General features: G+C 41.0%; 26 protein-coding genes. All 26 read left to right on the forward strand.

The annotated features are described in order from the left end of the window. Positions 1–122 precede the first annotated feature (122 nt). Positions 123–2,591, forward strand: coding sequence for a DNA gyrase subunit A (gyrA, locus tag MK405_RS01910; RefSeq protein WP_001154055.1), 2,469 nt, complete (start codon positions 123–125; stop codon positions 2,589–2,591). Continuing rightward, positions 2,591–3,337 (forward strand): class A sortase, encoded by a 747-nt coding sequence (locus MK405_RS01915; protein WP_000018512.1) that lies wholly within the window; start codon positions 2,591–2,593, stop codon positions 3,335–3,337. The genes gyrA and MK405_RS01915 overlap by 1 nt, the downstream gene beginning before the upstream one ends. Positions 3,338–3,411: 74 nt before the next feature. Beyond that, complete coding sequence (locus tag MK405_RS01920; protein ID WP_268704154.1) at positions 3,412–3,828, forward strand: hypothetical protein; 417 nt, start codon at positions 3,412–3,414, stop codon at positions 3,826–3,828. A 26-nt stretch (positions 3,829–3,854) separates the two neighbouring features. Then, a complete protein-coding gene (locus MK405_RS01925) occupies positions 3,855–4,484 on the forward strand; it encodes a hypothetical protein (RefSeq protein WP_268704155.1) in 630 nt (209 codons plus the stop codon). A gap of 131 nt (positions 4,485–4,615) precedes the next feature. After that, on the forward strand, positions 4,616–4,819 hold the full coding sequence (locus MK405_RS01930) for a hypothetical protein (RefSeq protein WP_268704156.1): 204 nt from the start codon (positions 4,616–4,618) through the stop codon (positions 4,817–4,819). A 37-nt stretch (positions 4,820–4,856) separates the two neighbouring features. Further along, complete coding sequence (locus MK405_RS01935) at positions 4,857–5,198, forward strand: hypothetical protein (protein ID WP_268704157.1); 342 nt, start codon at positions 4,857–4,859, stop codon at positions 5,196–5,198. Between the two features lie 122 nt (positions 5,199–5,320). Beyond that, the gene (locus MK405_RS01940) at positions 5,321–5,668 is read left to right on the forward strand and encodes a hypothetical protein (RefSeq protein WP_268704158.1); all 348 of its coding nucleotides are present in this window, start codon (positions 5,321–5,323) and stop codon (positions 5,666–5,668) included. Positions 5,669–5,792: 124 nt separating this feature from the next. Beyond that, complete coding sequence (locus MK405_RS01945) at positions 5,793–6,590, forward strand: formate/nitrite transporter family protein (protein ID WP_268704159.1); 798 nt, start codon at positions 5,793–5,795, stop codon at positions 6,588–6,590. Positions 6,591–6,739: 149 nt separating this feature from the next. Next, a complete protein-coding gene (locus tag MK405_RS01950; protein WP_268704160.1) occupies positions 6,740–8,020 on the forward strand; it encodes an O-acetylhomoserine aminocarboxypropyltransferase/cysteine synthase family protein in 1,281 nt (426 codons plus the stop codon). A 94-nt stretch (positions 8,021–8,114) separates the two neighbouring features. Continuing rightward, positions 8,115–9,389: a DUF2130 domain-containing protein gene (locus tag MK405_RS01955; protein WP_268704161.1), complete on the forward strand. Its 1,275-nt coding sequence runs from the start codon at positions 8,115–8,117 to the stop codon at positions 9,387–9,389. A gap of 25 nt (positions 9,390–9,414) precedes the next feature. Further along, positions 9,415–10,662: a glutamyl-tRNA amidotransferase gene (locus tag MK405_RS01960; protein WP_268704162.1), complete on the forward strand. Its 1,248-nt coding sequence runs from the start codon at positions 9,415–9,417 to the stop codon at positions 10,660–10,662. A 28-nt stretch (positions 10,663–10,690) separates the two neighbouring features. Beyond that, the gene (gene truB / locus MK405_RS01965) at positions 10,691–11,569 is read left to right on the forward strand and encodes a tRNA pseudouridine(55) synthase TruB (protein WP_268704163.1); all 879 of its coding nucleotides are present in this window, start codon (positions 10,691–10,693) and stop codon (positions 11,567–11,569) included. A 111-nt stretch (positions 11,570–11,680) separates the two neighbouring features. Beyond that, a complete protein-coding gene (gene udk / locus MK405_RS01970) occupies positions 11,681–12,319 on the forward strand; it encodes a uridine kinase (RefSeq protein WP_001181372.1) in 639 nt (212 codons plus the stop codon). Positions 12,320–12,447: 128 nt separating this feature from the next. Further along, entirely contained in the window at positions 12,448–13,788 is a 1,341-nt protein-coding gene (gene xseA / locus MK405_RS01975) for an exodeoxyribonuclease VII large subunit (RefSeq protein WP_268704164.1), read from the forward strand. Then, positions 13,766–13,978, forward strand: coding sequence for an exodeoxyribonuclease VII small subunit (locus MK405_RS01980; RefSeq protein ID WP_000043226.1), 213 nt, complete (start codon positions 13,766–13,768; stop codon positions 13,976–13,978). The genes xseA and MK405_RS01980 overlap by 23 nt, the downstream gene beginning before the upstream one ends. Further along, the gene (locus MK405_RS01985; protein ID WP_268704165.1) at positions 13,975–14,850 is read left to right on the forward strand and encodes a polyprenyl synthetase family protein; all 876 of its coding nucleotides are present in this window, start codon (positions 13,975–13,977) and stop codon (positions 14,848–14,850) included. The genes MK405_RS01980 and MK405_RS01985 overlap by 4 nt, the downstream gene beginning before the upstream one ends. Beyond that, positions 14,843–15,658: a TlyA family RNA methyltransferase gene (locus MK405_RS01990; RefSeq protein ID WP_268704166.1), complete on the forward strand. Its 816-nt coding sequence runs from the start codon at positions 14,843–14,845 to the stop codon at positions 15,656–15,658. Before MK405_RS01985 ends, MK405_RS01990 begins: the two co-directional genes overlap by 8 nt. After that, a complete protein-coding gene (locus tag MK405_RS01995) occupies positions 15,651–16,082 on the forward strand; it encodes an arginine repressor (RefSeq protein ID WP_268704167.1) in 432 nt (143 codons plus the stop codon). The genes MK405_RS01990 and MK405_RS01995 overlap by 8 nt, the downstream gene beginning before the upstream one ends. 6 nt (positions 16,083–16,088) lie before the next feature. Next, the gene (recN, locus tag MK405_RS02000; protein WP_268704168.1) at positions 16,089–17,756 is read left to right on the forward strand and encodes a DNA repair protein RecN; all 1,668 of its coding nucleotides are present in this window, start codon (positions 16,089–16,091) and stop codon (positions 17,754–17,756) included. Then, positions 17,757–18,485, forward strand: a complete 729-nt coding sequence (locus MK405_RS02005; protein ID WP_061452490.1) for a metallophosphoesterase family protein — start codon at positions 17,757–17,759, stop codon at positions 18,483–18,485. A gap of 78 nt (positions 18,486–18,563) precedes the next feature. Next, on the forward strand, positions 18,564–20,387 hold the full coding sequence (gene lepA, locus MK405_RS02010; protein WP_268704169.1) for a translation elongation factor 4: 1,824 nt from the start codon (positions 18,564–18,566) through the stop codon (positions 20,385–20,387). 137 nt (positions 20,388–20,524) lie between these two features. Beyond that, complete coding sequence (locus MK405_RS02015) at positions 20,525–21,148, forward strand: hypothetical protein (RefSeq protein ID WP_268704170.1); 624 nt, start codon at positions 20,525–20,527, stop codon at positions 21,146–21,148. 80 nt (positions 21,149–21,228) lie between these two features. Continuing rightward, positions 21,229–22,077, forward strand: coding sequence for a DNA-processing protein DprA (gene dprA, locus MK405_RS02020; RefSeq protein WP_268704171.1), 849 nt, complete (start codon positions 21,229–21,231; stop codon positions 22,075–22,077). A 117-nt stretch (positions 22,078–22,194) separates the two neighbouring features. Then, on the forward strand, positions 22,195–24,282 hold the full coding sequence (gene topA / locus MK405_RS02025) for a type I DNA topoisomerase (protein WP_268704172.1): 2,088 nt from the start codon (positions 22,195–22,197) through the stop codon (positions 24,280–24,282). Positions 24,283–24,388: 106 nt separating this feature from the next. Beyond that, on the forward strand, positions 24,389–24,748 hold the full coding sequence (locus MK405_RS02030) for a YbaN family protein (RefSeq protein ID WP_268704173.1): 360 nt from the start codon (positions 24,389–24,391) through the stop codon (positions 24,746–24,748). Positions 24,749–24,841: 93 nt separating this feature from the next. Next, entirely contained in the window at positions 24,842–25,474 is a 633-nt protein-coding gene (locus tag MK405_RS02035) for a copper homeostasis protein CutC (protein WP_268704174.1), read from the forward strand. Positions 25,475–25,514 lie beyond the last annotated feature (40 nt).

Genomic DNA, 25,514 nt, shown 5'->3' on the forward strand with positions numbered 1-25,514 from the left:
TTGTCACGAATATTCTATTCGGTTATCGATGTAAACGTTTTAGTGGTTTTCAAAGACTGAAATGAAGGACAAATTATGGTATAATATATCTAATTACTAATAGTGAAATGAGGCATTTATTAATGCAGGATAGAAATTTAGTGAATGTCAATCTGACAAAGGAGATGAAGACCAGCTTTATCGATTACGCCATGAGTGTTATCGTTGCGCGGGCTCTTCCTGATGTTCGAGACGGTTTAAAACCTGTTCACCGCCGTATTCTTTACGGAATGAATGAACTAGGTGTTACACCAGACAAACCTCATAAAAAATCAGCCCGTATTACAGGGGATGTTATGGGTAAATACCACCCACACGGGGATTCATCTATTTATGAAGCCATGGTTCGTATGGCTCAGTGGTGGAGCTACCGTTACATGCTTGTCGATGGACATGGAAACTTTGGTTCCATGGACGGGGATGGTGCCGCCGCACAGCGTTACACAGAAGCACGTATGAGCAAGATTGCTCTTGAAATGCTTCGTGACATCAATAAAAACACAGTTGATTTCGTAGACAACTACGATGCCAATGAGCGAGAACCCTTGGTCTTGCCGGCTCGTTTTCCAAACCTTTTGGTCAATGGGGCAACGGGTATCGCTGTTGGGATGGCAACTAATATCCCACCTCACAACTTGGGTGAAACCATTGATGCGGTGAAGTTGGTTATGGACAATCCTGAAGTAACCACTAGGGATTTGATGGAAGTTTTACCTGGTCCAGATTTTCCAACTGGTGCCCTTGTCATGGGGAAATCAGGTATTCATAAGGCTTATGAGACTGGTAAGGGTTCTATTGTTCTCCGTTCTCGAACAGAGATTGAGACGACTAAGACAGGGCGTGAGCGCATCGTGGTAACAGAATTTCCTTATATGGTCAATAAAACCAAGGTCCATGAGCATATCGTTCGTTTGGCGCAAGAAAAACGAATTGAGGGCATTACAGCTGTACGTGATGAATCCAACCGTGAAGGGGTTCGTTTCATTATCGAAGTGAAGCGTGATGCTTCTGCAAATGTTATCCTCAATAACCTCTTCAAGATGACGCAGATGCAAACTAACTTTGGTTTCAATATGCTTGCTATTCAAAATGGCGTACCAAAAATCTTATCTCTTCGCCAAATTTTGGATGCTTATATTGAACACCAAAAAGAAGTGGTTGTTCGTCGTACCCGTTTTGACAAGGAAAAGGCAGAAGCGCGTGCGCACATCTTAGAAGGCCTTTTAATCGCGCTAGACCATATCGACGAAGTGATTCGTATCATCCGTGCTAGTGAAACGGATGCCGAAGCACAAGCTGAGTTGATGAGCAAGTTCAAACTTTCTGAACGTCAAAGTCAGGCTATCCTTGATATGCGTCTTCGCCGCTTGACCGGATTGGAACGCGATAAGATTCAGTCTGAATATGATGAATTGATTGCCTTGATTGCAGATTTGGCTGATATTCTTGCTAAACCAGAACGTGTGGCACAAATCATAAAAGATGAATTGGATGAAGTAAAACGTAAATTTGGTGACAAACGTCGTACCGAGTTAATGGTTGGAGAAGTCTTAACTCTTGAAGACGAAGACTTGATTGAGGAGTCAGATGTCTTAATCACTCTTTCTAACAAGGGCTATATCAAACGTTTGGACCAAGGCGAATTCACTGCTCAAAAACGTGGTGGTCGTGGGGTCCAAGGTACGGGAGTTAAGGATGATGACTTTGTGCGTGAGTTGGTTTCAACTAGCACCCATGATCATTTACTCTTCTTTACCAATAAGGGCCGTGTATACCGATTAAAAGGTTATGAAATTCCTGAATACGGTCGCACAGCCAAGGGATTGCCGGTTGTCAATCTTTTGAAGCTGGATGAAGGGGAGAGCATACAGACCATCATTAATGTTAAATCTGAACGTAGTGATGATGCTTATCTCTTCTTCACAACCCGTCACGGTATCGTGAAGCGAACCAGTGTTAAAGAATTTGCTAATATTCGTCAAAATGGACTTAAGGCTTTGAATCTAAAGGATGAGGATGAACTGATTAACGTCTTGCTGACAGAAGAAGACACAGATATCATCATTGGTACCAAATTTGGTTATGCCGTTCGCTTTAATCAATCAGCCGTTCGTGGTATGAGCCGTATCGCGACAGGGGTTCGAGGAGTTAACCTTCGTGAAGGAGATACTGTAGTTGGTGCTAGTGTCATCACTGACCAGGACGAGGTCCTTATCATCACTGAAAAAGGTTATGGTAAACGTACTCTTGCAACTGAATATCCAACAAAAGGTCGTGGTGGTAAAGGGATGAAGACAGCCAATGTTGCTGAGAAGAATGGACCTCTTGCAGGTCTCCTCACTGTTAAAGGAGATGAAGACCTGATGATTATCACGGATACAGGTGTTATGATCCGTACAAACGTTGCCAATATTTCACAAACAGGACGCTCAACTATGGGAGTTAAGGTGATGCGTCTAGACCAGGATGCCAAGATTGTGACCTTTACAACGGTTGATGCGGCAGAAAAAGAAGAAGTTGGGACTGAAAACGAAACAGAAGGTAAAGCATAATGTCTCATAAAAAAACGAAAAGTAAGAAGAATAAGCGTAGGAATCTATTTCTCAATATTTTAGCGGTTTTCTTAATTCTTTTATCCTTAGCTTTGATTTTTAATTCAAAGATTCGAGATCTCTTTATGGTATGGAATACCAATAAATACCAAGTCAATCAGGTTACTAAAGAAAATATAGATGAAAATCTCAAAACGGAAGGAAATTTTGATTTTGATTCGGTTAAATCTATTTCATCTGAAGCAGTTCTAGCCGCTCAGTGGGACGCTCAGAAGCTTCCCGTTATTGGAGGAATTGCTATTCCCGAAGTGGAGATTAACTTGCCGATTTTCAAAGGGTTGGATAATGTAAACTTGTTCTATGGAGCAGGAACCATGAAACCAGACCAAAAAATGGGAGAGGGCAACTATTCTCTAGCGAGTCACCATATCTTTACTGCTGAAAATGCCAGTCAAATGCTCTTCTCACCTTTAGTTAACGCTAAAGCGGGTATGAAAATTTACCTGACTGATAAGGATAAGGTTTATACTTATGAGATTACGGAAGTTAAACACGTTACTCCGGACCGAGTAGATGAAATCGAAGATCGTGATGGTATCAAAGAAATCACATTAGTGACCTGTGTGGACTATAATGCGACAGAGCGTATAATTGTTAAGGGGATTTTTAAAGAATCAAAAGCTTATTCAGAGACTTCTGAGGATATTTTGAAGGCCTTTAATCAACCGTATAGACAACGTTATTAACCTCAAAAACCAGTGAAGAAGCAATTTCACTGGTTTTTTGTCAAATTGAGACATCAGTCAAAGGAGAATGATGCATGTTCGAATATTTTTTGTTTGGAATGAAAACGATGTGGGAAAGTCCTGTCTTTAGTTTTGCCTTTTACTTATTAGCCTCTATTCTGTTACTAATCTTTTGGCGACGTTTTATAATTGTCCGTCGTAGTGGTGGTAATTTTTTTGCCCCGTTTCACATTGCCAATGGGAGATTTTATATTCACAATGCTTTTGTATTTGTGAAGAGAATCATTCCGCTGAATAACATCAGAAGGATTGAAGTCAAATATATTCGAAGTGTCAAATTGAATGGGGCAAGTTATCATTTGTTTATCGAAAGAAAAGATGGAAAAGCTGTCAGTTTTTTCTTAGGACAATCAAAACAGAATGATCTCCTTGTGAAGAATCTAAAGAATGAAACTAAAAACTACCATATTAGAATTGTAATAGATGGATAAGTGTTTAGCTTAAGAAAGGAATGATCATGGATAAGCTACAAGAAGTCAGAGAAAATGAACAGTTAAGGACCTTACTGATGACTGAATGTGATATTTATTTTTATGACAAGATAAGTGAAGTTCAGTTTTCAGGGAACAATGAGGAATACTCTCTTGCCTGTAAGGCATTTGCTCAAGACGGTAGTGGGGGAGAATATGTTTTTCTTGAAGATGACAGCATAGGCTTTATCGGAAGTGAGGGCCAAGTGGGCAGAGTAGCAGAAAGTCTGGATGACTTGCTAACATTCCTACTGCACGCAGGTTGTATTTCGGATTTTAGCTGTCAGTATCTTTATCAGAACACAGACTTATTGAAAGCATTTTGTAGGGGCTATGTGTCTAAAATACGAGAAAGTTATCAGGCTAAGCAGGAGAATTGGGATCAAGTACGAAGAAATATGGCGCAAAAACTATCACTTGATTTCAATCCTAAAAAACTAGAAGAAGTAGCCATGACATTTTATCAAGCGGCGACAAGGAAGCCTGTATTTTCCTGTAAGTATATAGACGGTGAAGAAGAATATACCTGTGATTCAGTTTTGTCGGACATTGTGGGCTTGTGGACGACAGAACTTGTAGGAATGAGTAGAGAAGAAATCGAAAACTATAAAACTTGATAATGTATGATGCTTGTAAGATGATCATTCAACTTTAATGGTATCTTTTCAATGTGAAAGGAAATTGGTCAGTAGGTTGAAAGATTTATCGTAAGAAACCGAAGAATGCTTGGCATAAGAGAGGATAGATAATGAGTCAGTTAAGTGAAAAGTATTTAGTTAGGCTCAAAGAAGACATAACAAGTAGTTTTCCATTTGACAAGGATCTTCCTATGATATTCTTGGGAGAAATTGCCAATATGGCTGGACACGGAATCTTCATAGGGAAATCTGGGAAGTCTTATTCTGGATATCATATTTCACATTTTAGAGAACTAAGTGAAGATGAGATATAGGACTTTCGCAGTAGGAAAAATAGATGAGGAGTTGAGAATGAATAATCAGATTGACTTGGCACTTCCGAACCTATACGCAGAATTCTTGAGTAAAATCGACAAAGCAGGAGAGTTGATAATAGAGAATACAGGCATCACCTTATATTCGAGGTTAGATTTGCTAGAAAGAAACTCCACCTACCAAATAGAAGAGTGGGAACCTGATTTTTTCCTGATTGGGAAAGATGGGGATGTCGCTTTTTTTATAAAGAAAGATTCTGACGACACTATTTATATGAATGATTTGGGGGCATTAGGTTCACTGGAAATGAAACCCATATCTTTGAATATTTTCGAGTTTGTGCAACAAGCGAGTGAACATTATGATGATATCTTCTAATCATTGCAAGTGTTGTTATTTTATCATACGCGTGTGTGGAAGACATTTTTATGAAATCATTTGAACATTTTGATTAATGTTACTAAATTTTTAGTAAATGATAATGATTTGGAGAGTGAACAATGAATTTTGATGAGAGTTTACAGCAATACACTTATGAGTATGAGGGAGTGATCTTTGTTTGGGACGAAGAGCCTGATTGTGACTTTATAGATAAAGTTGAACTGTTATCAAAAAATTATCAGGAAAATCTCAATAGAATTATCAACTTCATGCTAGCTGATCTTAAGGAAATGTATGGAGAAGTCAGCGAGGAAGATGTGAAGAACAAGCTGGGGAAACCTATCATTGACTACAATCAAGGAACAGTTAGTTATTGTGAGCAAACCTTCGATGACTGGCACCTATTTGAGTTTGAATTTTTGGATGATCAATTTGAAACATTGAAATGTTTTTCTGTTAATGGGTAAAGGAGAGATTTATGGAATTCCTCCAATGCCTTGATTTTCTTTGTAGAAAACGTATACAAGAAAGGCTTTTCAAAATGCGTGCTTTATGTTATAATATTCACAAATAAAAGTTTAGGAGTATTTTATGGTTTCTTCAGAATTTATCTCAAAGATTGAATTTGCTTGCAAGAAGAAAGAAAGTCTTTATGGCCAAAGTAAGTTTAAGTATGCGATTCGTTCTATGTTTGCAGGTGCTTTTCTAACATTTAGTACAGCTGCGGGTGCAGTTGGGGCTGACTTAATTAATAAAATCGCACCTGGTAGTGGACGTTTTCTCTTCCCATTTGTTTTTGCTTGGGGATTGGCCTACATTGTTTTCTTGAATGCTGAACTGGTAACTTCAAATATGATGTTTTTGACAGCTGGTAGTTTCTTGAAAAAAATTTCATGGAGAAAAACAGCTGAGATTTTACTTTACTGTACCTTGTTCAATCTCATCGGAGCCTTGATAGCAGGTTGGGGCTTTGCCCACTCAGCAGCCTATGCAAATCTAACACATGATAGCTTCATTTCAGGGGTTGTAGAGATGAAGTTAGGTCGTTCCAATGAGCTAGTCTTGCTTGAAGGTGTTTTAGCCAATATCTTTGTAAACATTGCCATTCTTTCATTCGTTTTGGTGAAAGATGGTGGGGCTAAACTTTGGCTTGTGTTATCAGCAATTTACATGTTTGTATTCTTAACAAACGAACACATTGCTGCGAACTTTGCTTCTTTTGCGATTGTTAAGTTTAGTGTTGCAGCAGACTCAATTGCTAACTTTGACATACCTAATATTCTTCGTCACTGGGGTGTAACCTTTGTCGGGAACTTTACCGGAGGAGGTCTCTTGATGGGCTTGCCTTACGCTTTCCTCAACAAAAACGAAGATACTTATGTCGATTAAAAAACGGGCACGAATTAATCGTGCTTTTTTGTTTGATGTGTAAGACTAGTCATAGTTGTTCCTTATATCAAAATATAGAAAAACGGTATTGGAAAAGACTAGCCCAAGATGATACAATATCCCTAATGAAGCTATTTGGAGGTCGTCATATGACTCGTGATTTTAAATTTGAAACCCTACAATTACATGCTGGGCAAGTAGTTGATCCAGCGACCAAGTCTCGTGCAGTACCAATTTATCAAACAACATCCTTCGTTTTTGATGACACGCAAGAAGGTGCCGATTTGTTTGCTTTGAGAAAACCGGGGAATATCTATACCCGTATCACAAATCCTACAACAGCAGCCTTTGAAGAAAGAATCGCTGCTCTTGAAGGTGGTGTTGGAGCACTAGCGACAGCATCAGGTATGGCTGCTGTAACCTACACTATTTTGGCGCTTGCTCACGCAGGTGACCATGTGGTGGCTGCGTCAACTATTTACGGTGGGACCTTCAACCTCTTGAAAGAAACCCTTCCTCGTTATGGGATTACAACAACCTTTGTGGATGTGGATAATTTGGAGGAAGTAGAAGCAGCTATCAATGACAATACCAAGCTTGTCTTGATTGAAACCTTGGGGAATCCCTTGATTAACATTCCTGACTTGGAAAAATTGGCTGAGATTGCGCATAAACACCAGATTCCTCTCGTTTCGGACAACACCTTTGCCACACCATATTTGATTAACGTCTTCTCTCACGGTGTAGATATTTCCATTCACTCAGCAACTAAGTTTATCGGTGGGCATGGTACGACTATTGGTGGAGTGATTGTCGATAGTGGTCGTTTTGACTGGGAGGCTTCAGGAAAGTTCCCTCAATTTGTTGAGGAAGACCCAAGTTACCACAACTTGAGCTATACTCGTGATGTGGGTGCAGCAGCCTTTATTATCGCTGTTCGTGTTCAATTGCTCCGTGATACAGGTGCTGCCTTGTCACCATTTAATGCCTTTCTCTTGCTCCAAGGACTTGAAACTCTCTCTCTTCGTGTTGAACGTCATGTGCAAAATGCAGAGAAAATCGTTGATTTCCTTGTTAACCATCCTAAGGTTGAAAAAGTCAACTATCCAAAACTAGCTGACAGTCCTTATCATACCTTGGCTGAGAAATATTTGCCAAAAGGTGTTGGTTCAATCTTTACCTTCCATGTTAAAGGTGGAGAGAAAGAAGCACGCAAGGTGATTGATAATTTGGAAATCTTCTCTGACCTTGCAAACGTAGCAGATGCCAAATCTCTTGTTGTCCATCCCGCGACAACCACTCACGGTCAGTTGTCAGAAAAAGATCTAGAAGCAGCAGGTGTCACACCAAACCAAATACGCTTGTCTATCGGTCTTGAAAATGTAGAGGATTTGATTGAAGATTTGCGCTTGGCCTTGGAAAAAATTTAAAGTAACAGATATAAACAGTGGGTTTCGACTCGCTGTTTTTGATTTTCCCTCAGGCATGATATAATGGTTACAGAAGTCTAGAAAGAGGGAAGATATGAACGAAATCAAATGTCCCAACTGTGGGGAAGTCTTTACAGTAAATGAGAGCCAGTATGCCGAACTTTTATCTCAAGTGAGAACAGCTGAGTTTGATAAGGAATTACACGATCGCATGAAGCAGGAGCTGGCCTTGGCTGAGCAAAAGGCCTTGAATGAGCAACAGTCTAAACTGGCTCAAAAAGACCAAGAAATTGCACAATTACAGAGTCAAATCCAAAACTTTGATACAGAGAAAGAACTGGCTAAGAAAGAGGTTGAACAGACAAGTCAGGAGGCTTTATTGGCTAAAGACAAGGAAGTACAGGTCTTGGAAAACCAACTGGCTACCTTGCGTTTGGAGCATGAAAATCAACTGCAAAAGACCTTTTCTGACCTAGAAAAAGAACGGGATCAAGTTAAAAATCAGCTCCTCTTGCAAGAAAAGGAAAATGAGTTGTCTTTGGCTTCTGTTAAACAAAACTATGAAGCCCAGCTTAAAGCAGCAAGTGAACAAGTCGAATTTTACAAGAATTTCAAAGCCCAACAATCTACAAAAGCTATCGGGGAAAGTCTGGAACAGTATGCGGAGAGTGAGTTCAATAAGGTCCGCAGTTTTGCCTTTCCAAATGCCTACTTTGAGAAGGATAACAAGGTCTCTGCACGTGGTTCTAAGGGGGACTTTATCTTCCGTGATTTTGATGAAAATGGTCTAGAATTCATTTCCATCATGTTTGAGATGAAAAACGAAGCAGATGGAACAGAGAAGAAGCATAAGAATTCGGACTTCTATAAGGAATTGGACAAGGACCGTCGGGAAAAGAACTGTGAATATGCCGTTTTGGTGACTATGCTTGAGGCGGATAATGACTACTTCAACACGGGTATCGTGGATGTCAGCCACGAATATGAAAAGATGTATGTCGTCCGTCCCCAGTTCTTCATCCAGTTGATTGGTCTCCTGCGAAATGCAGCGCTTAATTCCCTTAAATACAAGCAGGAGTTAGCCTTGATTCGGGAGCAAAATATCGATATTACACATTTTGAGGAAGATTTGGATGCCTTTAAACTAGCCTTTGCCAAGAACTACAATTCAGCTTCAACTAACTTTGGTAAAGCTATTGATGAAATCGACAAGGCTATCAAACGCATGGAAGAGGTCAAGAAATTTCTAACAACATCCGAAAACCAACTCCGCCTCGCTAATAACAAATTGGAAGATGTTTCAGTTAAAAAATTGACCCGAAAAAATCCAACTATGAAAGCGAAATTTGAAGCGCTGAAGGGCGAGTGAGATTACCTTAAAAACAGGAGTTCCTATGAAAAAATCTTTGAAATTCTCGGAAATTTATATTGCTTATTTACCATTAGTTGTATTTTTTCTTAATCTCCTATATGGTCTTTTAAATATTGAAGGCGTAGGCGATACTGACTCAAGATATAATTTATTATTTGCTATTTTTGGATTGATTCCAACTATATTCGGTTATGGAATTAGTTTTTTGGCTAATCTTCTGGTGGGTATATCTTACGTGCGAAAAGCAAAAAATGAATCGAAACGCATCATTGCATTCCTATTGGTTGGAAATATTTTTTTAGCAATTTTTCTGATATTTTTGCTAAGATTTAAAATGATTGTTTCCTTTGACTTTATAAAAGATATTGACCTTTGGAGTTTCATTTTTTCATTATTTTTATTTCCGTATTTAGATTGGATTTATCAAAAGGAAGACTATAATCCAAAATTAAGTCGTAAGTTACTTATTCTATTTTTGATTGGGATTTTTTCTCCACTTATAGGAAATACAATTCAAACCCACTTTAGAAATAATGCTAAAGTTCAACAATTAAAAGAGTTTTATTCTTCTAGGGGAATGAATTATGATGTTGCTCTTAAAAGAGTAGAAATAGATAGTAACGTTTCAGATATTAGTATTTTTGATGTATCGGATAATGGAATGACTATCCAAGTAGGTGCTAAGTACATTCGTCAAAAATTAACACAGGTCAGTTTCATTAATGAGAATTATGGTTTTAAAGAATTCTTGAGGCTTTCTGCATCGAGCCAAGAAGCTCAGACAGTTCTGAATGATTTTAAATCAGCTGTAGAAAGTACAATACAAAAGAAAGGATATGATATAGTAGTTATTGATGATAAAGAACAGCCATTAGCTAGCCCTGGTTTTAAAATATCAAATTCATATAGGATAACTCCTTTAATAAAAGAAAAGGCTCTTCAAAATCAAAATTCATTCAGTAAAGAAAAACAAGCTTTTAGAGGATATGCGACTCTTTCTGTTAAAGACTTTATGAAGGAGGGAGCACTTTGCTCGCATTTAACACTTAGCAAAAGCAACCTATTGGAACTAGGAGATATTGATTTTTCAAGCTTTCCAGATGGATATTACAACATAAATGCTGACTACTTTTCGGTTGTTAATGGAAAATATAAACAGCTTGAAAAGGATGATAATTTTGAATATATTTTACCAATTGAGTCGGGTAAACCATTTTACTCTGAGGATTTATATGATATTAAAAAAATTGATTTAAACAATGAGGAATAGAAGTGAAAGGGAAACTAGAAAGCAACACATGAACGGTATTATCAACTTAAAAAAAGAAGCGGGCATGACCTCGCATGATGCAGTTTTTAAGCTGCGTAAGATTTTGGGAACCAAGAAAATCGGTCATGGAGGTACCTTAGATCCTGATGTTGTGGGTGTTTTGCCCATTGCAGTTGGCAAGGCAACCCGCATGGTCGAATTTATGCAGGATGAGGGTAAGGTCTATGAGGGGGAAATCACTCTTGGTTATTCAACGACGACTGAGGATGCCAGCGGAGAAGTGGTCGCAGAGACACCCGTTTTGTCTCCCTTGGATGAAACCATTGTCGATGAAGCGATTGCGAGTCTGACCGGACCTATTACCCAGATTCCGCCTATGTATTCGGCTGTCAAGGTTAATGGTCGCAAGCTCTATGAGTATGCGCGTGCTGGTCAGGAAGTGGAGCGTCCAGAACGTCAGGTGACTATTTATCAATTTGAGCGGACTAGTTCGATTTCTTATGACGATCACCTCGCACGTTTTACATTTCGTGTGAAATGCAGTAAGGGGACTTATATCCGTACCTTGTCAGTTGACTTGGGAGAGAAGCTTGGTTATGCGGCCCATATGTCCCATCTGACACGGACTAGTGCTGCAGGGTTACAACTGGAGGATGCTCTTACCTTGGACGAAATTGCTGAAAAAGTGGAGGCTGGTCAACTGGACTTTCTCCATCCTCTTGAAATTGGAACGGGGGATCTTGTCAAAGTTTTCCTAAGTCCAGAAGAGGCTACAGAAGTGCGCTTTGGTCGTTTTATCAAGCTAGACCAAACGGACCAAGAATTAGCTGCCTTTGAGGGAGATACATTGCTAGCCATTCTAGAAAAAAGGGGCAATCTCTACAAGCCAAGAAAGGTTTTTGGCTAGTCTAACTGGAGTGTGGGGATGGATTTGTTTCCCCTAGACTATCCAAATCAGACTATAAATTTTGCAAAAAATGTGATAGAATAGACGACGGATAAAAAAACGGAGGATAGCATGCAAAATAGACCAATCATTATCGGAGTGACAGGTGGTTCTGGTGGAGGAAAAACAAGTGTTTCAAGAGCCATTTTATCGCACTTTCCTGATGAAAAGATTTCCATGATTGAGCATGATTCATACTACAAGGATCAGTCTCACTTGACCTTTGAAGAGCGTGTCAAAACCAACTATGACCATCCATTTGCCTTTGATACAGACCTGATGATCGAGCAGATTAAGGAATTGTTGGCAGGGCGCCCAGTGGACATTCCGACTTATGACTATACAGCGCATACACGGAGTAGCAAAACCTATCGTCAGGAGCCTCAGGATGTCTTTATCGTTGAGGGGATTTTGGTCTTGGAGGACAAGCGCCTGCGCGATTTGATGGATATCAAGATTTTTGTGGATACAGATGATGATGTGCGTATTATTCGTCGGATCAAGCGTGATATGGAAGAGCGTGGACGTAGCCTTGACAGTGTCATTGAGCAGTACTTAGGTGTAGTTAAACCTATGTACCACCAGTTTATAGAGCCGACTAAGCGTTATGCCGATATCGTCATTCCTGAGGGGGTCAGCAATACCGTTGCTATCGATCTTTTGACCACCAAGATTGCAAAGATTTTGGAAGAAGCGCGAAACAGTAAATAATCAGATGAGGAGGCCATGCCTCCTTTTTCTATTTTTCCTTTCGTTTCGGTAGGAAAAAGGTGATTTTTAAGCATGTTTTTGGTATAATAATACCCATGGAAAAGCAAGAAAATGAATAGTAGGTGGAGATGGAAAAGTATTTATCGGTAACAACTTTGACCAAGTATCTGAAAATGAAATTCGATAAAGACCCTTACTTGGAACGGGTCTATTTAACTGGTCAAGTTTCCAACTTTCGTAAACGACCTACTCACCAATATTTCTCCTTAAAAGATGACCATGCAGTTATTCAAGCGACCATCTGGTCAGGGATCTATCAGAAATTAGGTTTCGACTTGGAAGAAGGTATGAAGATCAATGTAATTGGGCGTGTGCAGGTTTATGAACCCAGTGGGAGCTACTCTATCATCATTGAAAAGGCTGAGCCTGATGGGGTTGGGGCGCTCGCGATTCAGTTTGAACAACTCAAGAAAAAATTGACAGAAGAAGGCCTGTTTCAAGAACGCTACAAGCAACCTCTTCCCCAGTTTTCTAAGCGAATTGGTGTAGTAACCAGTCGTAGTGGAGCCGTTATTCGAGATATTATCACGACCGTCAGCAGGCGCTTCCCAGGTGTCGACATTCTTCTCTATCCGACAAAAGTACAAGGTGATGGAGCTGCGGAGGAAATTGCTCGAAATATTGCGCGTGCCAATCAACGTGAGGACCTAGATGTTCTCATCATTGGTCGTGGTGGGGGTTCCATCGAGGATCTCTGGGCTTTTAACGAAGAAATTGTGGTACGAGCCATTTTTGAATCTCGTTTGCCAGTTATTTCTAGTGTTGGGCATGAGACAGATGTGACCTTGGCGGACTTTGTAGCTGATCGCCGAGCTGCAACGCCAACAGCTGCGGCTGAATTGGCAACGCCTGTGACCAAGTTGGATCTATTGACGCATTTGCAAAATCAAGAAAAGCGGATGGCGACAGCAGTTCAGAATGTCCTGTCAAGAAAAAAAGAAGCTCTGAAAAAATGCAGTCAGTCAGTCATCTTTAGACAACCAGAGCGCTTGTATGATGGCTATTTGCAACGGTTAGATCAACTGCAACTGAGATTAAAACAAAGTTTGCAAACACGGATTTCTGATAATAAACAGCTAGTCCAAGCAAGGACGCATCAACTAGTCCAATTATCACCTATAACCAAAATCCAGCGTTCTCAAGACCGTTTAGGTCAGTTGGACAAGCACCTACGTAGCCAAATGGCGCTGGTTTATGATGCCAAGGTTGCTGAAGTCAAGCGACTTTCAGAAGCTTTGATGATGTTGGATACCAGTCGAATCGTGGCGCGTGGTTATGCAATTGTCAAAAAAGAAGAGTCAGTTGTGGATTCGGTTGAGAAGTTGAAGAAAAAAGACCAAGTGATGCTTTTGATGCGAGATGGTCAAGTAGAATTAGAGGTTAAAGATGTCAAAACAAAAGAAATTTGAGGAAAATCTAGCAGAACTGGAGACCATTGTCCAAAGTTTGGAAAATGGTGAAATTGCTTTGGAAGATGCGATTGCTGCCTTTCAAAAGGGGATGGTCTTGTCAAAAGAGCTCCAAGCGACGCTAGACAAGGCTGAAAAGACCTTGGTTAAGGTCATGCAAGAAGACGGAACAGAAAGTGATTTTGAATGAAGAAGCAAGAAAAATTAGCTCTTGTTGAGTCGGCTTTGGAAGATTTTTATGGAGACCAGCAGTTTGCTTCTAGTTTACGAGAGTCCGTTCTCTATTCCATTCATGCTGGTGGCAAGCGTATTCGCCCTTTTCTCTTGCTAGAAGTACTAGAAGCCTTGCGTGTTGCTATTAGACCAGCTCACGCACAAGTGGCTGCGGCCTTGGAAATGATTCATACGGGGAGCTTGATTCACGATGACCTTCCTGCTATGGATGATGACGATTATCGTCGAGGGCGTTTGACTAATCACAAGAAATTCGGTGAAGCTATGGCAATTTTGGCAGGAGATGCCTTGTTCCTAGACCCCTATGCTTTGATAGCGCAGGCAGATTTGCCAAGTCAGATTAAGGTGGACTTGATTGCCAACTTATCCCTTGCTTCAGGAAGTCTGGGCATGGTAGCAGGGCAGGTTTTAGATATGAAAGGCGAACACCAACATTTGTCTTTGGAAGAATTACAAACTATTCATGCTAATAAAACAGGAAAATTACTAGCCTATCCTTTCCAAGCAGCAGCTATCATAGCAGAATTAGCACCAGAATTACAAGCAAAACTGAAGAATGTGGGTGACTTGATCGGACTGGCCTTTCAAGTCAGAGATGATGTGCTGGATGTGACTGCTAGTTTTGAGGAAATTGGCAAGACGCCGCAAAAGGATTTACAGGCAGAAAAGTCAACCTATCCAGCCTTGTTGGGCTTGGAGGAGGCTATTGCCTTTTGTAACCAAACCTTGGATCAAGCCGAGGCTAAATTAGAAGAAATTGCCCAGCAAGTCAGCTTTGAAAAAGAGCCGATTGTGAAAGTAGTAGAAAGTTTGAGAATCAATGGCTAAGGAAAGAGTGGATGTACTAGCTTATAAACAGGGTTTGTTTGAAACGAGAGAACAAGCCAAGCGGGGTGTTATGGCTGGGCTCGTTGTGGCAGTGCTTAATGGGGAGCGCTTTGACAAACCAGGAGAGAAAATCCCAGATGATACTGAACTAAAACTCAAGGGTGAAAAACTCAAGTATGTCAGTCGAGGTGGTCTAAAACTAGAGAAGGCCTTGCAGGTCTTTGATTTGTCAGTGGAGGGAGCAACCACGATTGATATTGGGGCTTCCACTGGAGGATTTACTGATGTCATGTTGCAAAATGGTGCTGACTTGGTCTTTGCAGTTGATGTTGGTACCAATCAGTTGGCTTGGAAATTACGTCAAGACCCTCGGGTTATCAGTATGGAGCAGTTCAATTTCCGCTATGCTGAAAAGACTGATTTTGATCAGGAACCGAGCTTTGCCAGTATTGATGTGAGTTTCATTTCTTTAAGTTTGATTTTACCAGCCTTGCACCGTGTCTTGGCAGATCAAGGGCAAGTTGTGGCTTTAGTTAAACCTCAGTTTGAAGCAGGACGTGAGCAGATTGGAAAAAATGGAATCATTCGAGATGCCAAGGTTCATCAACATGTCCTTGAAGCTGTCACTGCTATGGCAGTTGAACAAGGTTTTTCAGTCCTTGGTTTGGACTTTTCTCCCATCCAAGGTGGACATGGAAACATCGAATTTCTGGCATATTTGAAAAAGGAAGAGGGAGCAAGTAATCAAGTTGCCCCGGAAATAGAAAAAGTTGTAGAGAGAGCACATAGAGAATTTAAAGATGAATAAAAAAGAGAGACTTGAAAAAATTAGAAGATTTGTTACAGATTATCAAATCGGGACTCAGGAAGAAATTGTTGAACACTTAAAGGAAGCAGGTATTTCTGCTACGCAAGCCACTGTCTCAAGAGACATCAAGGAACTTGGGATTGTTAAAATTCCTTTGAAGAATAACACCTATATCTATGAGTTGCCAAAATCAGTCGTCAAAAGTTTGCAGTTGGCTGAGGACAATATTGTGAGTTCTGAGTTAATGGGAAATATGATCAACCTTTCTGTCATTCCTGGAAATACTATTTTTGTGAAGAGTCAGTTGGTTGAAGCATTTTCTGAACAGATTTTTAGCTGTCTAGCTGATGATGATTCTATCTTAATTGTAGCTAGAACAGCAGAGGCAGCTGAGGAAATTGTTGAACAAGTCAAAAAATGGTAGGTCAGTATGTTACTTGAAATTTCGATAAAAAACTTTGCCATTATTGAGGCGATTTCGCTCAATTTTGAAAAGGGTATGACTGTTTTGACCGGGGAAACGGGTGCTGGAAAGTCTATCATTATCGACGCTATGAATCTCATGTTGGGGGCTCGGGCAACAACAGACGTTATTCGTCACGGTGCGCCAAAGGCAGAGATTGAGGGGCTTTTCTCGGTTGAAAATAGTCGCCTTTTACAGGAACTTTTTGAAGAGCAAGGTTTAGAATTGGGTGATGAGATTATCATCCGCCGGGAAATTTTGCAAAATGGTCGTAGTGTTAGTCGCGTGAATGGTCAGATGGTCAATCTTTCTGTCTTGCGTGCTATTGGGCAACACCTTGTGGATATCCATGGTCAGCATGACCAAGAAGAGTTAATGCGTCCTCAACTGCATATCCAGATGTTGGATGAGTTTGGTGATGCTGCTTTCTTGGACTTGAAGGAGACCTATCAGACGAGCTTTGATGCCTATCGCAAAATGCGCAAGCAGGTTTTGGAAGTCAAGAAAAACCAGCAGGAACACAAGGCTCGTATTGAGATGTTGGAATTTCAAATGGCAGAGATTGAGGCTGCAAACTTGCAGGCTGGTGAAGACTTGGCTCTCAACCAAGAACGAGATAAACTCCTCAATCATAAGAATATTGCGGATACGCTGACCAATGCCTATAGCATGTTAGACAATGAGGAATTCTCCAGTCTTGCTAATGTCCGTTCAGCCATGAATGACATGGAAAGTGTTGAAGAATACGACACTGAATACCGTGAAATTTCAAGTTCTCTGTCAGAGACCTACTATGTTTTAGAAGATATTACAAAGCGTTTGGAAGATATTATTGAGGATTTGGATTTTGATGGCAATCGCCTCATGCAGATTGAGAATCGCTTAGACCTTCTGAATACTATCACCCGCAAGTACGGTGGAACTGTAGATGACGTTTTGCTTTATTTTGCCAAGATTACGGATGAGTATAATCTCTTGACTGGAAATAATCTTTCTTCCGAAGAGATGGAAGCAGAACTCAAGAAATTGGAAGTTAATCTTGTTGATTTGGCAGGTCAGCTTGCATCTGCTCGCCATTATTTGGCCCAGCAGCTTGAGGCAGAGATTAAACAAGAACTGCAAGATCTCTATATGGAGAAGGCTCAATTTCAGGTTCGCTTTAGTAAGAGTAAGTTCAGTCGTGAAGGAAATGAAGCAGTCGAATTTTACATTTCCACCAACCCAGGTGAGGACTTTAAGCCTTTGGTCAAAGTTGCGTCCGGTGGGGAATTATCCCGTCTCATGTTGGCTATCAAGTCTGCCTTTTCTCGTAAGGAAGGTAAGACCAGTATTGTCTTTGATGAGGTGGATACGGGAGTTTCAGGTCGTGTAGCCCAGGCCATTGCTCAAAAGATTCATAAGATTGGCCAGCATGGTCAGGTTCTTGCTATCTCTCACCTTCCACAAGTGATTGCCATCGCGGATTATCAATTCTTTATTGAGAAGATTAGCGATGAGCACTCTACGGTGTCGACGGTTCGTCTCTTGACTTTAGAAGAGCGAGTAGAGGAAGTCGCTAAGATGTTAGCTGGGGAGAATGTAACAGAAGCGGCCCTTACCCAAGCTAGAGAATTATTGCAAACGAGGGAGAAATAAATGACAGACTATTATGTAATTGGAGATGTTCACGGAAAGGCAGGTATGCTAGAAGATCTGCTCAAAACCTGGGATGGTCAAACTCAGCTGCTCTTTCTAGGGGATTTAATTGACCGAGGTGAAGACAGTCGCCGTGTTCTAGAAATGGTCAAAGACTTGGTCGACAATCATGGAGCTATCTGTCTATCAGGAAACCATGAGTATATGTTTCTGACTTGGCTCGATGATCCAGAAGAAAGTTATGACCATTATCGTCGCAATGGTGGAGATACAACCATTAACTCTATCCTAGGTCGTCCCTTGGATGCACCAGTTGATGGCGTAGAAGATGCCAAACGTGTTGCAACAGAAGCGGCAGACTTGGTCGAATTTATTCGTCAAATGCCATTTGTGGTAGAGACAGACAAGTATATCTTTGTTCATGCGGGTATTGACTTGACCTTGGATGATTGGCATGAAACCACAGATTACAAGAAAGTCTGGCTCAGAAAGCCATTCCACGAAGCCGAAAATCATACTGGAAAAACTATTGTCTTTGGGCATACACCGGTTTATGGTTTGCTGAAGCAAGACCGAGGTACTGCTGAGCTTTGGATGACAGAAGATGGCAAGATTGGCATGGATGGAGGAGCTGTCTATGGCGGTGTCCTTCATGGAATCGTCTTTACAGACCAAGGAATGACCGAACATCACTTTATCGAAAATGATGGCTTTATTGCCGAAGATTAGTACTCCTAGCAGGGTATGGTCTTGTCAAAATGTTAAAAACAATTTATAATTAATAGATACCCTGAAAGGAAGAGCATCATGAACTTAGAAGAATTAAAAAAACGACAGGAGAAGATTCGAAACTTCTCTATTATCGCCCATATTGACCATGGGAAATCAACCCTAGCAGACCGCATTTTGGAAAAGACGGAGACGGTTTCTAGTCGTGAAATGCAAGCACAGCTTTTGGATAGTATGGATCTTGAGCGTGAACGTGGGATTACCATTAAACTCAATGCCATCGAGCTCAATTACACTGCAAAAGATGGAGAAACCTATATTTTCCACTTGATTGACACGCCAGGGCACGTGGACTTTACCTATGAAGTGTCACGTTCGTTAGCTGCCTGTGAAGGAGCGATTTTGGTGGTTGATGCGGCCCAAGGGATTGAAGCTCAAACACTTGCCAACGTTTATCTAGCCTTGGACAATGATTTGGAAATTCTGCCAGTCATTAACAAGATTGACCTACCAGCAGCCGATCCAGAGCGTGTGCGTACAGAGATTGAGGATGTTATCGGACTGGATGCCAGCGAAGCGGTCTTAGCTTCAGCCAAAGCTGGTATTGGTATTGAAGAAATTCTTGAGCAGATCGTTGAAAAAGTTCCCGCACCAACTGGTGATGTTTCAGCTCCATTAAAAGCCTTGATTTTCGACTCAGTTTATGACGCCTATCGTGGGGTTATCCTGCAAGTGCGTGTTATGGACGGAGTGGTTAAACCTGGCGATAAGATTCAGCTCATGAGCAATGGCAAGACCTTTGATGTGACGGAGGTCGGTATTTTCACGCCGAAAGCAGTTGGTCGTGATTTTCTTGCGACTGGTGACGTTGGTTATATTGCGGCTTCTATCAAGACAGTTCAAGATACGCGCGTGGGTGATACAGTTACTCTAGCAAGCAATCCAGCAGCAGAACCGCTAGATGGATACAAGCAGATGAATCCTATGGTCTTTGCGGGTCTTTATCCAATCGAATCAAACAAGTACAATGACCTTCGTGAAGCCCTTGAAAAATTGCAGCTCAACGATGCCAGCTTGCAGTTTGAACCAGAAACATCTCAGGCCCTTGGATTTGGTTTCCGTTGTGGATTCCTTGGACTTCTCCATATGGATGTTATCCAAGAGCGTTTGGAGCGTGAGTTCAACATTGACCTTATCATGACAGCTCCGTCTGTTATTTACAAGGTTAACCAAACTGACGGTGAGTCTATGGATGTGTCTAACCCCTCTGAATTTCCAGACCCAACCAAGATTGCGACTATTGAAGAACCTTATGTTAAGGCGCAAATCATGGTACCGCAGGAGTTTGTCGGAGCAGTAATGGAGTTGGCCCAGCGCAAGCGTGGGGACTTTGTGACTATGGATTATATTGATGACAATCGTGTCAATGTTATCTATCAGATTCCACTTGCTGAAATCGTCTTTGACTTCTTTGATAAGCTTAAGTCTTCAACGCGTGGTTATGCAAGCTTTGACTACGAATTGTCAGAGTACCGCCCATCTAAGCTGGTCAAAATGGATATCCTTCTCAATGGAGACAAGGTGGACGCCCTCAGCTTTATCGTTCACAAGGATTTTGCCTACGAACGTGGGAAACTCATCGTGGATAAGCTCAAGAAAATCATCCCTCGTCAACAATTTGAGGTGCCAATCCAAGCAGCTATTGGGCACAAAATCGTGGCTCGTACTGATATCAAGGCCCTTCGTAAGAACGTACTTGCCAAATGTTATGGTGGTGACGTTTCTCGTAAACGCAAACTCCTTGAAAAACAAAAAGCTGGTAAGAAACGGATGAAAGCCATTGGATCAGTAGAAGTCCCACAAGAAGCCTTCCTTACCGTCTTAAGTATGGATGAAGAATAGAAACAAAACTCTTGAAGATTCTTCAAGAGTTTTTGCTTTAAATGTGAGCAATAAAATCGGAAACTAACAGAATAGATTAGGTCAGAATTTGACAGAAGTTCTTATTTTTCTTATAATGCAGATGGAGAGGTGGTAGGATGAAAAAATTATTGATTTTAGGTACTGTAGTTACTGTTAGTGCTTTTTTAGCTTCATGCTCCAATAATTCGCAAACAGCAACCGAAGAAAGTTCGACTGCGGTTGTTAGTTCTTCTAGCAGTCAGGAAACGAGTAGCTCTAGCTCTGCCGTTTCTGAAGCGAAAAAGGAAGAGACGCAAATCATCGGTTCGAATGAATATGGATTTGTCAAGGTACCCAAATCATGGGTTCGATTCCATGAAGTAGAAGGTGGAAATGATATACAGTATTGTGATGGAACAGATATCAACATTGTTACGCTGAATACCTTCAAGGCTGAGCAGTTCAATATCAGCGAAGAAGAATATGCTAAACTGGATGTTGTGACTGTCTCATCTAGTATTTTAACTTCTAAAGAACAAAGCTCTGATTTCAGTAAGGTTTGGGGCTCCAAATCGACCATTGGAGGTTATGAAGCCTATGTTGTCAATGCAATTGCTAAGTCAGGGAAATACCTCATTACCTGGGTTTTCCGATCAAATGATGGTAAAATCCGCTATGTTTCACTTGAAGGGGATGGGGAAACTTTAAAAACAATCTTACCGATGATTGAAAGTAGCTGGTCAACTACTAAATCTGAATAAATGAAAAAAGAAGATCCTTGGTCTTCTTTTTATTTTTTTTACGAATAGATAGATGAGTAGAAAAAGAAATGGAGTTGTATATGAAGATCACAAACTATGAGATTTACAAATTGAGAAAAGCTGGGCTGACCAATCAACAAATTTTAACTGTTCTTGAATACGACGAGACTGTAGATCAGGAGCTCTTGCTGGGTGATATTGCAGAAATATCGGGATGCCGTAATCCTGCAGTCTTTATGGAACGCTATTTCCAGATAGATGATGCACAGTTGGAGAAGGAGTTCCAAAAATTTCCATCCTTTTCTATTCTTGATGACTGTTATCCTTGGGATCTGAGTGAGATTTATGATGCTCCAGCGCTCTTGTTTTATAAAGGAAATCTGGACTTGTTAAAGTTTCCGAAAGTTGCTGTTGTAGGGAGCCGTTCATGTTCTAGTCAGGGAGCAAAGTCGGTTCAGAGAGTCATCCAAGGTTTGGGAAACGAGTTGATCGTGGTCAGTGGCTTGGCTAAAGGAATTGATACAGCCGCCCATATGGCTGCACTCCAGAATGGAGGAAGAACGATTGCAGTGATTGGAACAGGATTGGATGTATTTTATCCCCGAGCCAATAAACGTTTGCAGGAACACATTGGCAATCACCATTTGGTACTTAGCGAGTACGGACCAGGTGAAGAACCCTTGAAATTTCACTTTCCAGCTCGTAATCGAATCATAGCAGGACTATGTCGAGGAGTCATTGTAGCAGAGGCAAGAATGCGTTCTGGTAGTCTCATTACCTGTGAGCGAGCTATGGAGGAAGGTCGTGATGTCTTTGCCATTCCAGGAAACATTTTAGATGGCCATTCAGATGGCTGTCACCACCTAATCCAAGAGGGGGCAAAACTGATTGCCAGCGGGCAAGATGTGCTGGCTGAGTTTGAATTTTAAGGAGAAATTTGTTCACTCAGATAAACTTTTCTTCTATATATAGGAGCTAAGTCTTGACAGTTATGGCAAAATGGTTTACACTTTATAAAGTTTATTACTTTGAAAAGGTGTGATAGTGTGGCTACGGCAACAAAGAAGAAAAAATCAACAGTTAAAAAAAATCTAGTCATCGTGGAGTCGCCTGCTAAGGCGAAAACGATTGAGAAATATCTAGGCAGAAACTACAAGGTTTTAGCCAGTGTCGGACATATCCGTGATTTGAAAAAATCCAGTATGTCAGTCGACATTGAAAATAACTATGAACCGCAGTATATCAATATCCGAGGAAAAGGTCCTCTCATCAATGACTTAAAAAAAGAAGCCAAAAAGGCCAATAAAGTCTTTCTGGCGAGTGACCCGGACCGTGAAGGAGAAGCAATTTCTTGGCATTTGGCTCACATTCTCAACTTGGATGAGAATGATGCCAACCGTGTAGTCTTTAATGAAATCACCAAAGACGCGGTAAAAAATGCCTTTAAAGAACCTCGTAAGATTGATATGGACTTAGTCGACGCCCAACAAGCTCGTCGAGTCTTAGACCGCTTGGTAGGGTATTCGATTTCGCCTATTTTGTGGAAAAAGGTCAAGAAGGGCTTATCAGCAGGACGCGTGCAGTCTGTTGCCCTTAAGCTCATCATTGACCGTGAAAATGAAATCAATGCCTTCCAACCAGAAGAATACTGGACAATTGATGGTGTCTTTAAGAAGGGAACCAAGCAATTTCAGGCTTCATTCTATGGCATGAATGGCAAAAAGATGAAATTGACCACCAACGAAGAAGTCAAAGAAGTCTTGTCCCATTTGACTAGTAAAGATTTCACAGTAGACCAGGTAGATAAGAAAGAACGCAAACGCAATGCGCCCCTACCGTATACGACTTCAACCATGCAAATGGATGCAGCTAACAAAATCAATTTCCGTACTCGAAAGACTATGATGGTAGCCCAACAGCTCTATGAAGGGATCAATATCGGATCAGGCGTGCAAGGTTTGATTACCTATATGCGTACAGACTCGACTCGTATCAGTCCTGTAGCTCAGAACGAAGCGGCAAGCTACATTAACGACCGTTTTGGTAGCAAGTATTCCAAGCATGGTAGTAGGGTCAAGAATGCCTCAGGTGCTCAAGATGCTCACGAAGCCATTCGCCCATCTAGTGTCTTTAACACACCTGAAAGCATCGCTAAGTGCTTGGACAAAGACCAGCTCAAGCTTTATACCCTTATCTGGAACCGTTTTGTGGCTAGCCAGATGGCGGGAGCTATCTTTGATACCATGGCTGTTAAGCTTTCTCAAAATGGCGTTCAGTTTGCGGCAAATGGTAGTCAGGTTAAGTTTGATGGGTATCTTGCTATTTACAATGACTCTGACAAGAACAAGATGTTGCCAGATATGGCAGTAGGAGATGTGGTCAAGCAGGTCAATAGCAAGCCAGAACAACATTTCACCCAACCACCTGCACGCTATTCGGAAGCGACCCTTATCAAGACCTTGGAAGAAAACGGTGTTGGACGTCCGTCAACCTACGCTCCGACCATTGAAACCATTCAGAAACGCTACTACGTTCGTCTGGCAGCCAAACGCTTTGAACCGACAGAACTGGGAGAAATTGTCAATAAACTCATTGTTGAATACTTCCCTGACATCGTCAATGTGACCTTCACAGCTGAGATGGAAGGAAAACTGGATGATGTCGAGGTTGGAAAAGAGCAGTGGCAACGTGTTATTGACGAATTTTATAAACCATTCTCCAAAGAAGTAGCCAAGGCTGAAGCTGAAATGGAAAAAATCCAGATTAAGGATGAGCCAGCTGGATTTGACTGTGAAGTTTGTGGTAGTCCAATGGTGATTAAGCTCGGACGTTTTGGTAAATTCTATGCTTGTAGCAATTTCCCAGACTGCCGTCACACACAAGCGATTGTCAAAGAGATTGGAGTCGAGTGTCCGAGCTGCCATCAAGGACAAATCATCGAACGCAAAACCAAGCGCAATCGTATCTTCTATGGTTGCAATCGTTACCCAGAATGTGAGTTTACTTCCTGGGATAAACCAATTGGCCGTGACTGTCCAAAATGCGGACACTTCCTTGTAGAGAAAAAAGTCCGTGGTGGTGGCAAGCAGGTTGTATGTAGTAATGGCGACTACGAAGAAGAGAAAATTAAATAAAATGAAGAGTCCTGAAAATGAATTTCAGGCTCTTTTTTGTTGAGGCTTGACAAATTTCCCCCTTGTATGCGAAACTAGAGAAAGAGTAATTTATCTAGAAGAAATCATGCGTCTCATTTACCTCAGTATTGGCTTTATTTCACTGGCTTTAGCTGTTATTGGAGTTGTCCTACCACTTTTACCAACATCTCCCTTTCTTTTGTTAGCTATCGCTTGCTTTTCAAAATCTTCTAAGCGTTTTGAAGATTGGCTTTATCATACAAAGCTTTATCAGACTTATGTAGCTGATTTTCGGGAAACCAAGTCAATCGCGCGAGAACGAAAGAAAAAAATCATTGTATCTATCTATATCTTGATGGGAATTTCTATTTATTTTGCCCCTCTTTTGCCAGTCAAAATCTGTCTGGGAGCCTTGACTGTCTTTATTACCTACTATCTCTTTAAAGTCATTCCTGACAAAGAATAGATAAAAATAGTAGTTATTTGCCTTGATAAAAATGAAAGCATATTTAAAATAATATGATATAATAAATTTAAAGAAAACATCAAGGAGAATCAAATGATTTACGAATTTTGTGCTGAAAATGTGACCTTGCTAGAAAAAGCGATGCAGGCTGGAGCTCGTCGAATCGAACTTTGTGATAATCTAGCTGTAGGAGGAACAACACCTAGCTATGGAGTGACCAAGGCAGCGGTTGAACTGGCAGCTAACTACGATACGACCATTATGACTATGATTCGTCCCCGTGGTGGCGACTTTGTCTATACTGATCTTGAAATAGAGATCATGTTAGAAGACATTCGTTTGACTGCGCAGGCTGGAAGTCAAGGGGTTGTTTTTGGAGCATTAACTGCTGATAAAAAGTTGGATAAGGCTAATCTTGAGAAGTTGATTGTCGCATCTAAAGGAATGGAAATTGTCTTTCACATGGCCTTTGATGAATTAAGCGATGAAGACCAGTTGGAAGCCATTGACTGGCTCAGCCAAGCTGGTGTCACTCGTATCCTAACTCGTGCTGGTGTATCTGGAGACTCGCTAGACAAGCGTTTTGCTCATTATCACAGAATTTTGGAACATGCAGCTGGCAAAATTGAAATTTTACCAGGTGGGGGGATTGACCTTGACAACCGTCAAACCTTTATCGACCAGCTGGGCGTGACACAATTGCATGGAACCAAGGTTGTCTTTTAAAAAATAGAAAGGAACTGCTAGCTTTTGGTAGCAGTTTTCA

The sequence above is a fragment of the Streptococcus oralis genome (assembly GCF_026782345.1).
Classification (GTDB): Bacteria; Bacillota; Bacilli; order Lactobacillales; family Streptococcaceae; genus Streptococcus; species Streptococcus oralis_CK.

Bases quoted from the DNA above. Each gene is read 5' to 3' on its own strand.
- MK405_RS01940 (WP_268704158.1), top strand. From the start codon at position 5,321: ATGAATTTTGATGAGAGTTTACAGCAATACACTTATGAGTATGAGGGA.
- MK405_RS01990 (WP_268704166.1), top strand. From the start codon at position 14,843: ATGGCTAAGGAAAGAGTGGATGTACTAGCTTATAAACAGGGTTTGTTT.
- MK405_RS01955 (WP_268704161.1), top strand. From the start codon at position 8,115: ATGAACGAAATCAAATGTCCCAACTGTGGGGAAGTCTTTACAGTAAAT.
- MK405_RS01930 (WP_268704156.1), top strand. From the start codon at position 4,616: ATGAGTCAGTTAAGTGAAAAGTATTTAGTTAGGCTCAAAGAAGACATA.
- MK405_RS01935 (WP_268704157.1), top strand. From the start codon at position 4,857: ATGAATAATCAGATTGACTTGGCACTTCCGAACCTATACGCAGAATTC.
- MK405_RS02015 (WP_268704170.1), top strand. From the start codon at position 20,525: ATGAAAAAATTATTGATTTTAGGTACTGTAGTTACTGTTAGTGCTTTT.
- MK405_RS01945 (WP_268704159.1), top strand. From the start codon at position 5,793: ATGGTTTCTTCAGAATTTATCTCAAAGATTGAATTTGCTTGCAAGAAG.
- dprA (WP_268704171.1), top strand. From the start codon at position 21,229: ATGAAGATCACAAACTATGAGATTTACAAATTGAGAAAAGCTGGGCTG.
- MK405_RS02035 (WP_268704174.1), top strand. From the start codon at position 24,842: ATGATTTACGAATTTTGTGCTGAAAATGTGACCTTGCTAGAAAAAGCG.
- recN (WP_268704168.1), top strand. From the start codon at position 16,089: ATGTTACTTGAAATTTCGATAAAAAACTTTGCCATTATTGAGGCGATT.
- MK405_RS01995 (WP_268704167.1), top strand. From the start codon at position 15,651: ATGAATAAAAAAGAGAGACTTGAAAAAATTAGAAGATTTGTTACAGAT.
- MK405_RS01920 (WP_268704154.1), top strand. From the start codon at position 3,412: ATGTTCGAATATTTTTTGTTTGGAATGAAAACGATGTGGGAAAGTCCT.
- MK405_RS01985 (WP_268704165.1), top strand. From the start codon at position 13,975: ATGAAGAAGCAAGAAAAATTAGCTCTTGTTGAGTCGGCTTTGGAAGAT.
- MK405_RS02030 (WP_268704173.1), top strand. From the start codon at position 24,389: ATGCGTCTCATTTACCTCAGTATTGGCTTTATTTCACTGGCTTTAGCT.
- MK405_RS01915 (WP_000018512.1), top strand. From the start codon at position 2,591: ATGTCTCATAAAAAAACGAAAAGTAAGAAGAATAAGCGTAGGAATCTA.
- gyrA (WP_001154055.1), top strand. From the start codon at position 123: ATGCAGGATAGAAATTTAGTGAATGTCAATCTGACAAAGGAGATGAAG.
- MK405_RS01980 (WP_000043226.1), top strand. From the start codon at position 13,766: ATGTCAAAACAAAAGAAATTTGAGGAAAATCTAGCAGAACTGGAGACC.
- udk (WP_001181372.1), top strand. From the start codon at position 11,681: ATGCAAAATAGACCAATCATTATCGGAGTGACAGGTGGTTCTGGTGGA.
- MK405_RS02005 (WP_061452490.1), top strand. From the start codon at position 17,757: ATGACAGACTATTATGTAATTGGAGATGTTCACGGAAAGGCAGGTATG.
- MK405_RS01950 (WP_268704160.1), top strand. From the start codon at position 6,740: ATGACTCGTGATTTTAAATTTGAAACCCTACAATTACATGCTGGGCAA.
- MK405_RS01960 (WP_268704162.1), top strand. From the start codon at position 9,415: ATGAAAAAATCTTTGAAATTCTCGGAAATTTATATTGCTTATTTACCA.
- xseA (WP_268704164.1), top strand. From the start codon at position 12,448: ATGGAAAAGTATTTATCGGTAACAACTTTGACCAAGTATCTGAAAATG.
- lepA (WP_268704169.1), top strand. From the start codon at position 18,564: ATGAACTTAGAAGAATTAAAAAAACGACAGGAGAAGATTCGAAACTTC.
- MK405_RS01925 (WP_268704155.1), top strand. From the start codon at position 3,855: ATGGATAAGCTACAAGAAGTCAGAGAAAATGAACAGTTAAGGACCTTA.
- truB (WP_268704163.1), top strand. From the start codon at position 10,691: ATGAACGGTATTATCAACTTAAAAAAAGAAGCGGGCATGACCTCGCAT.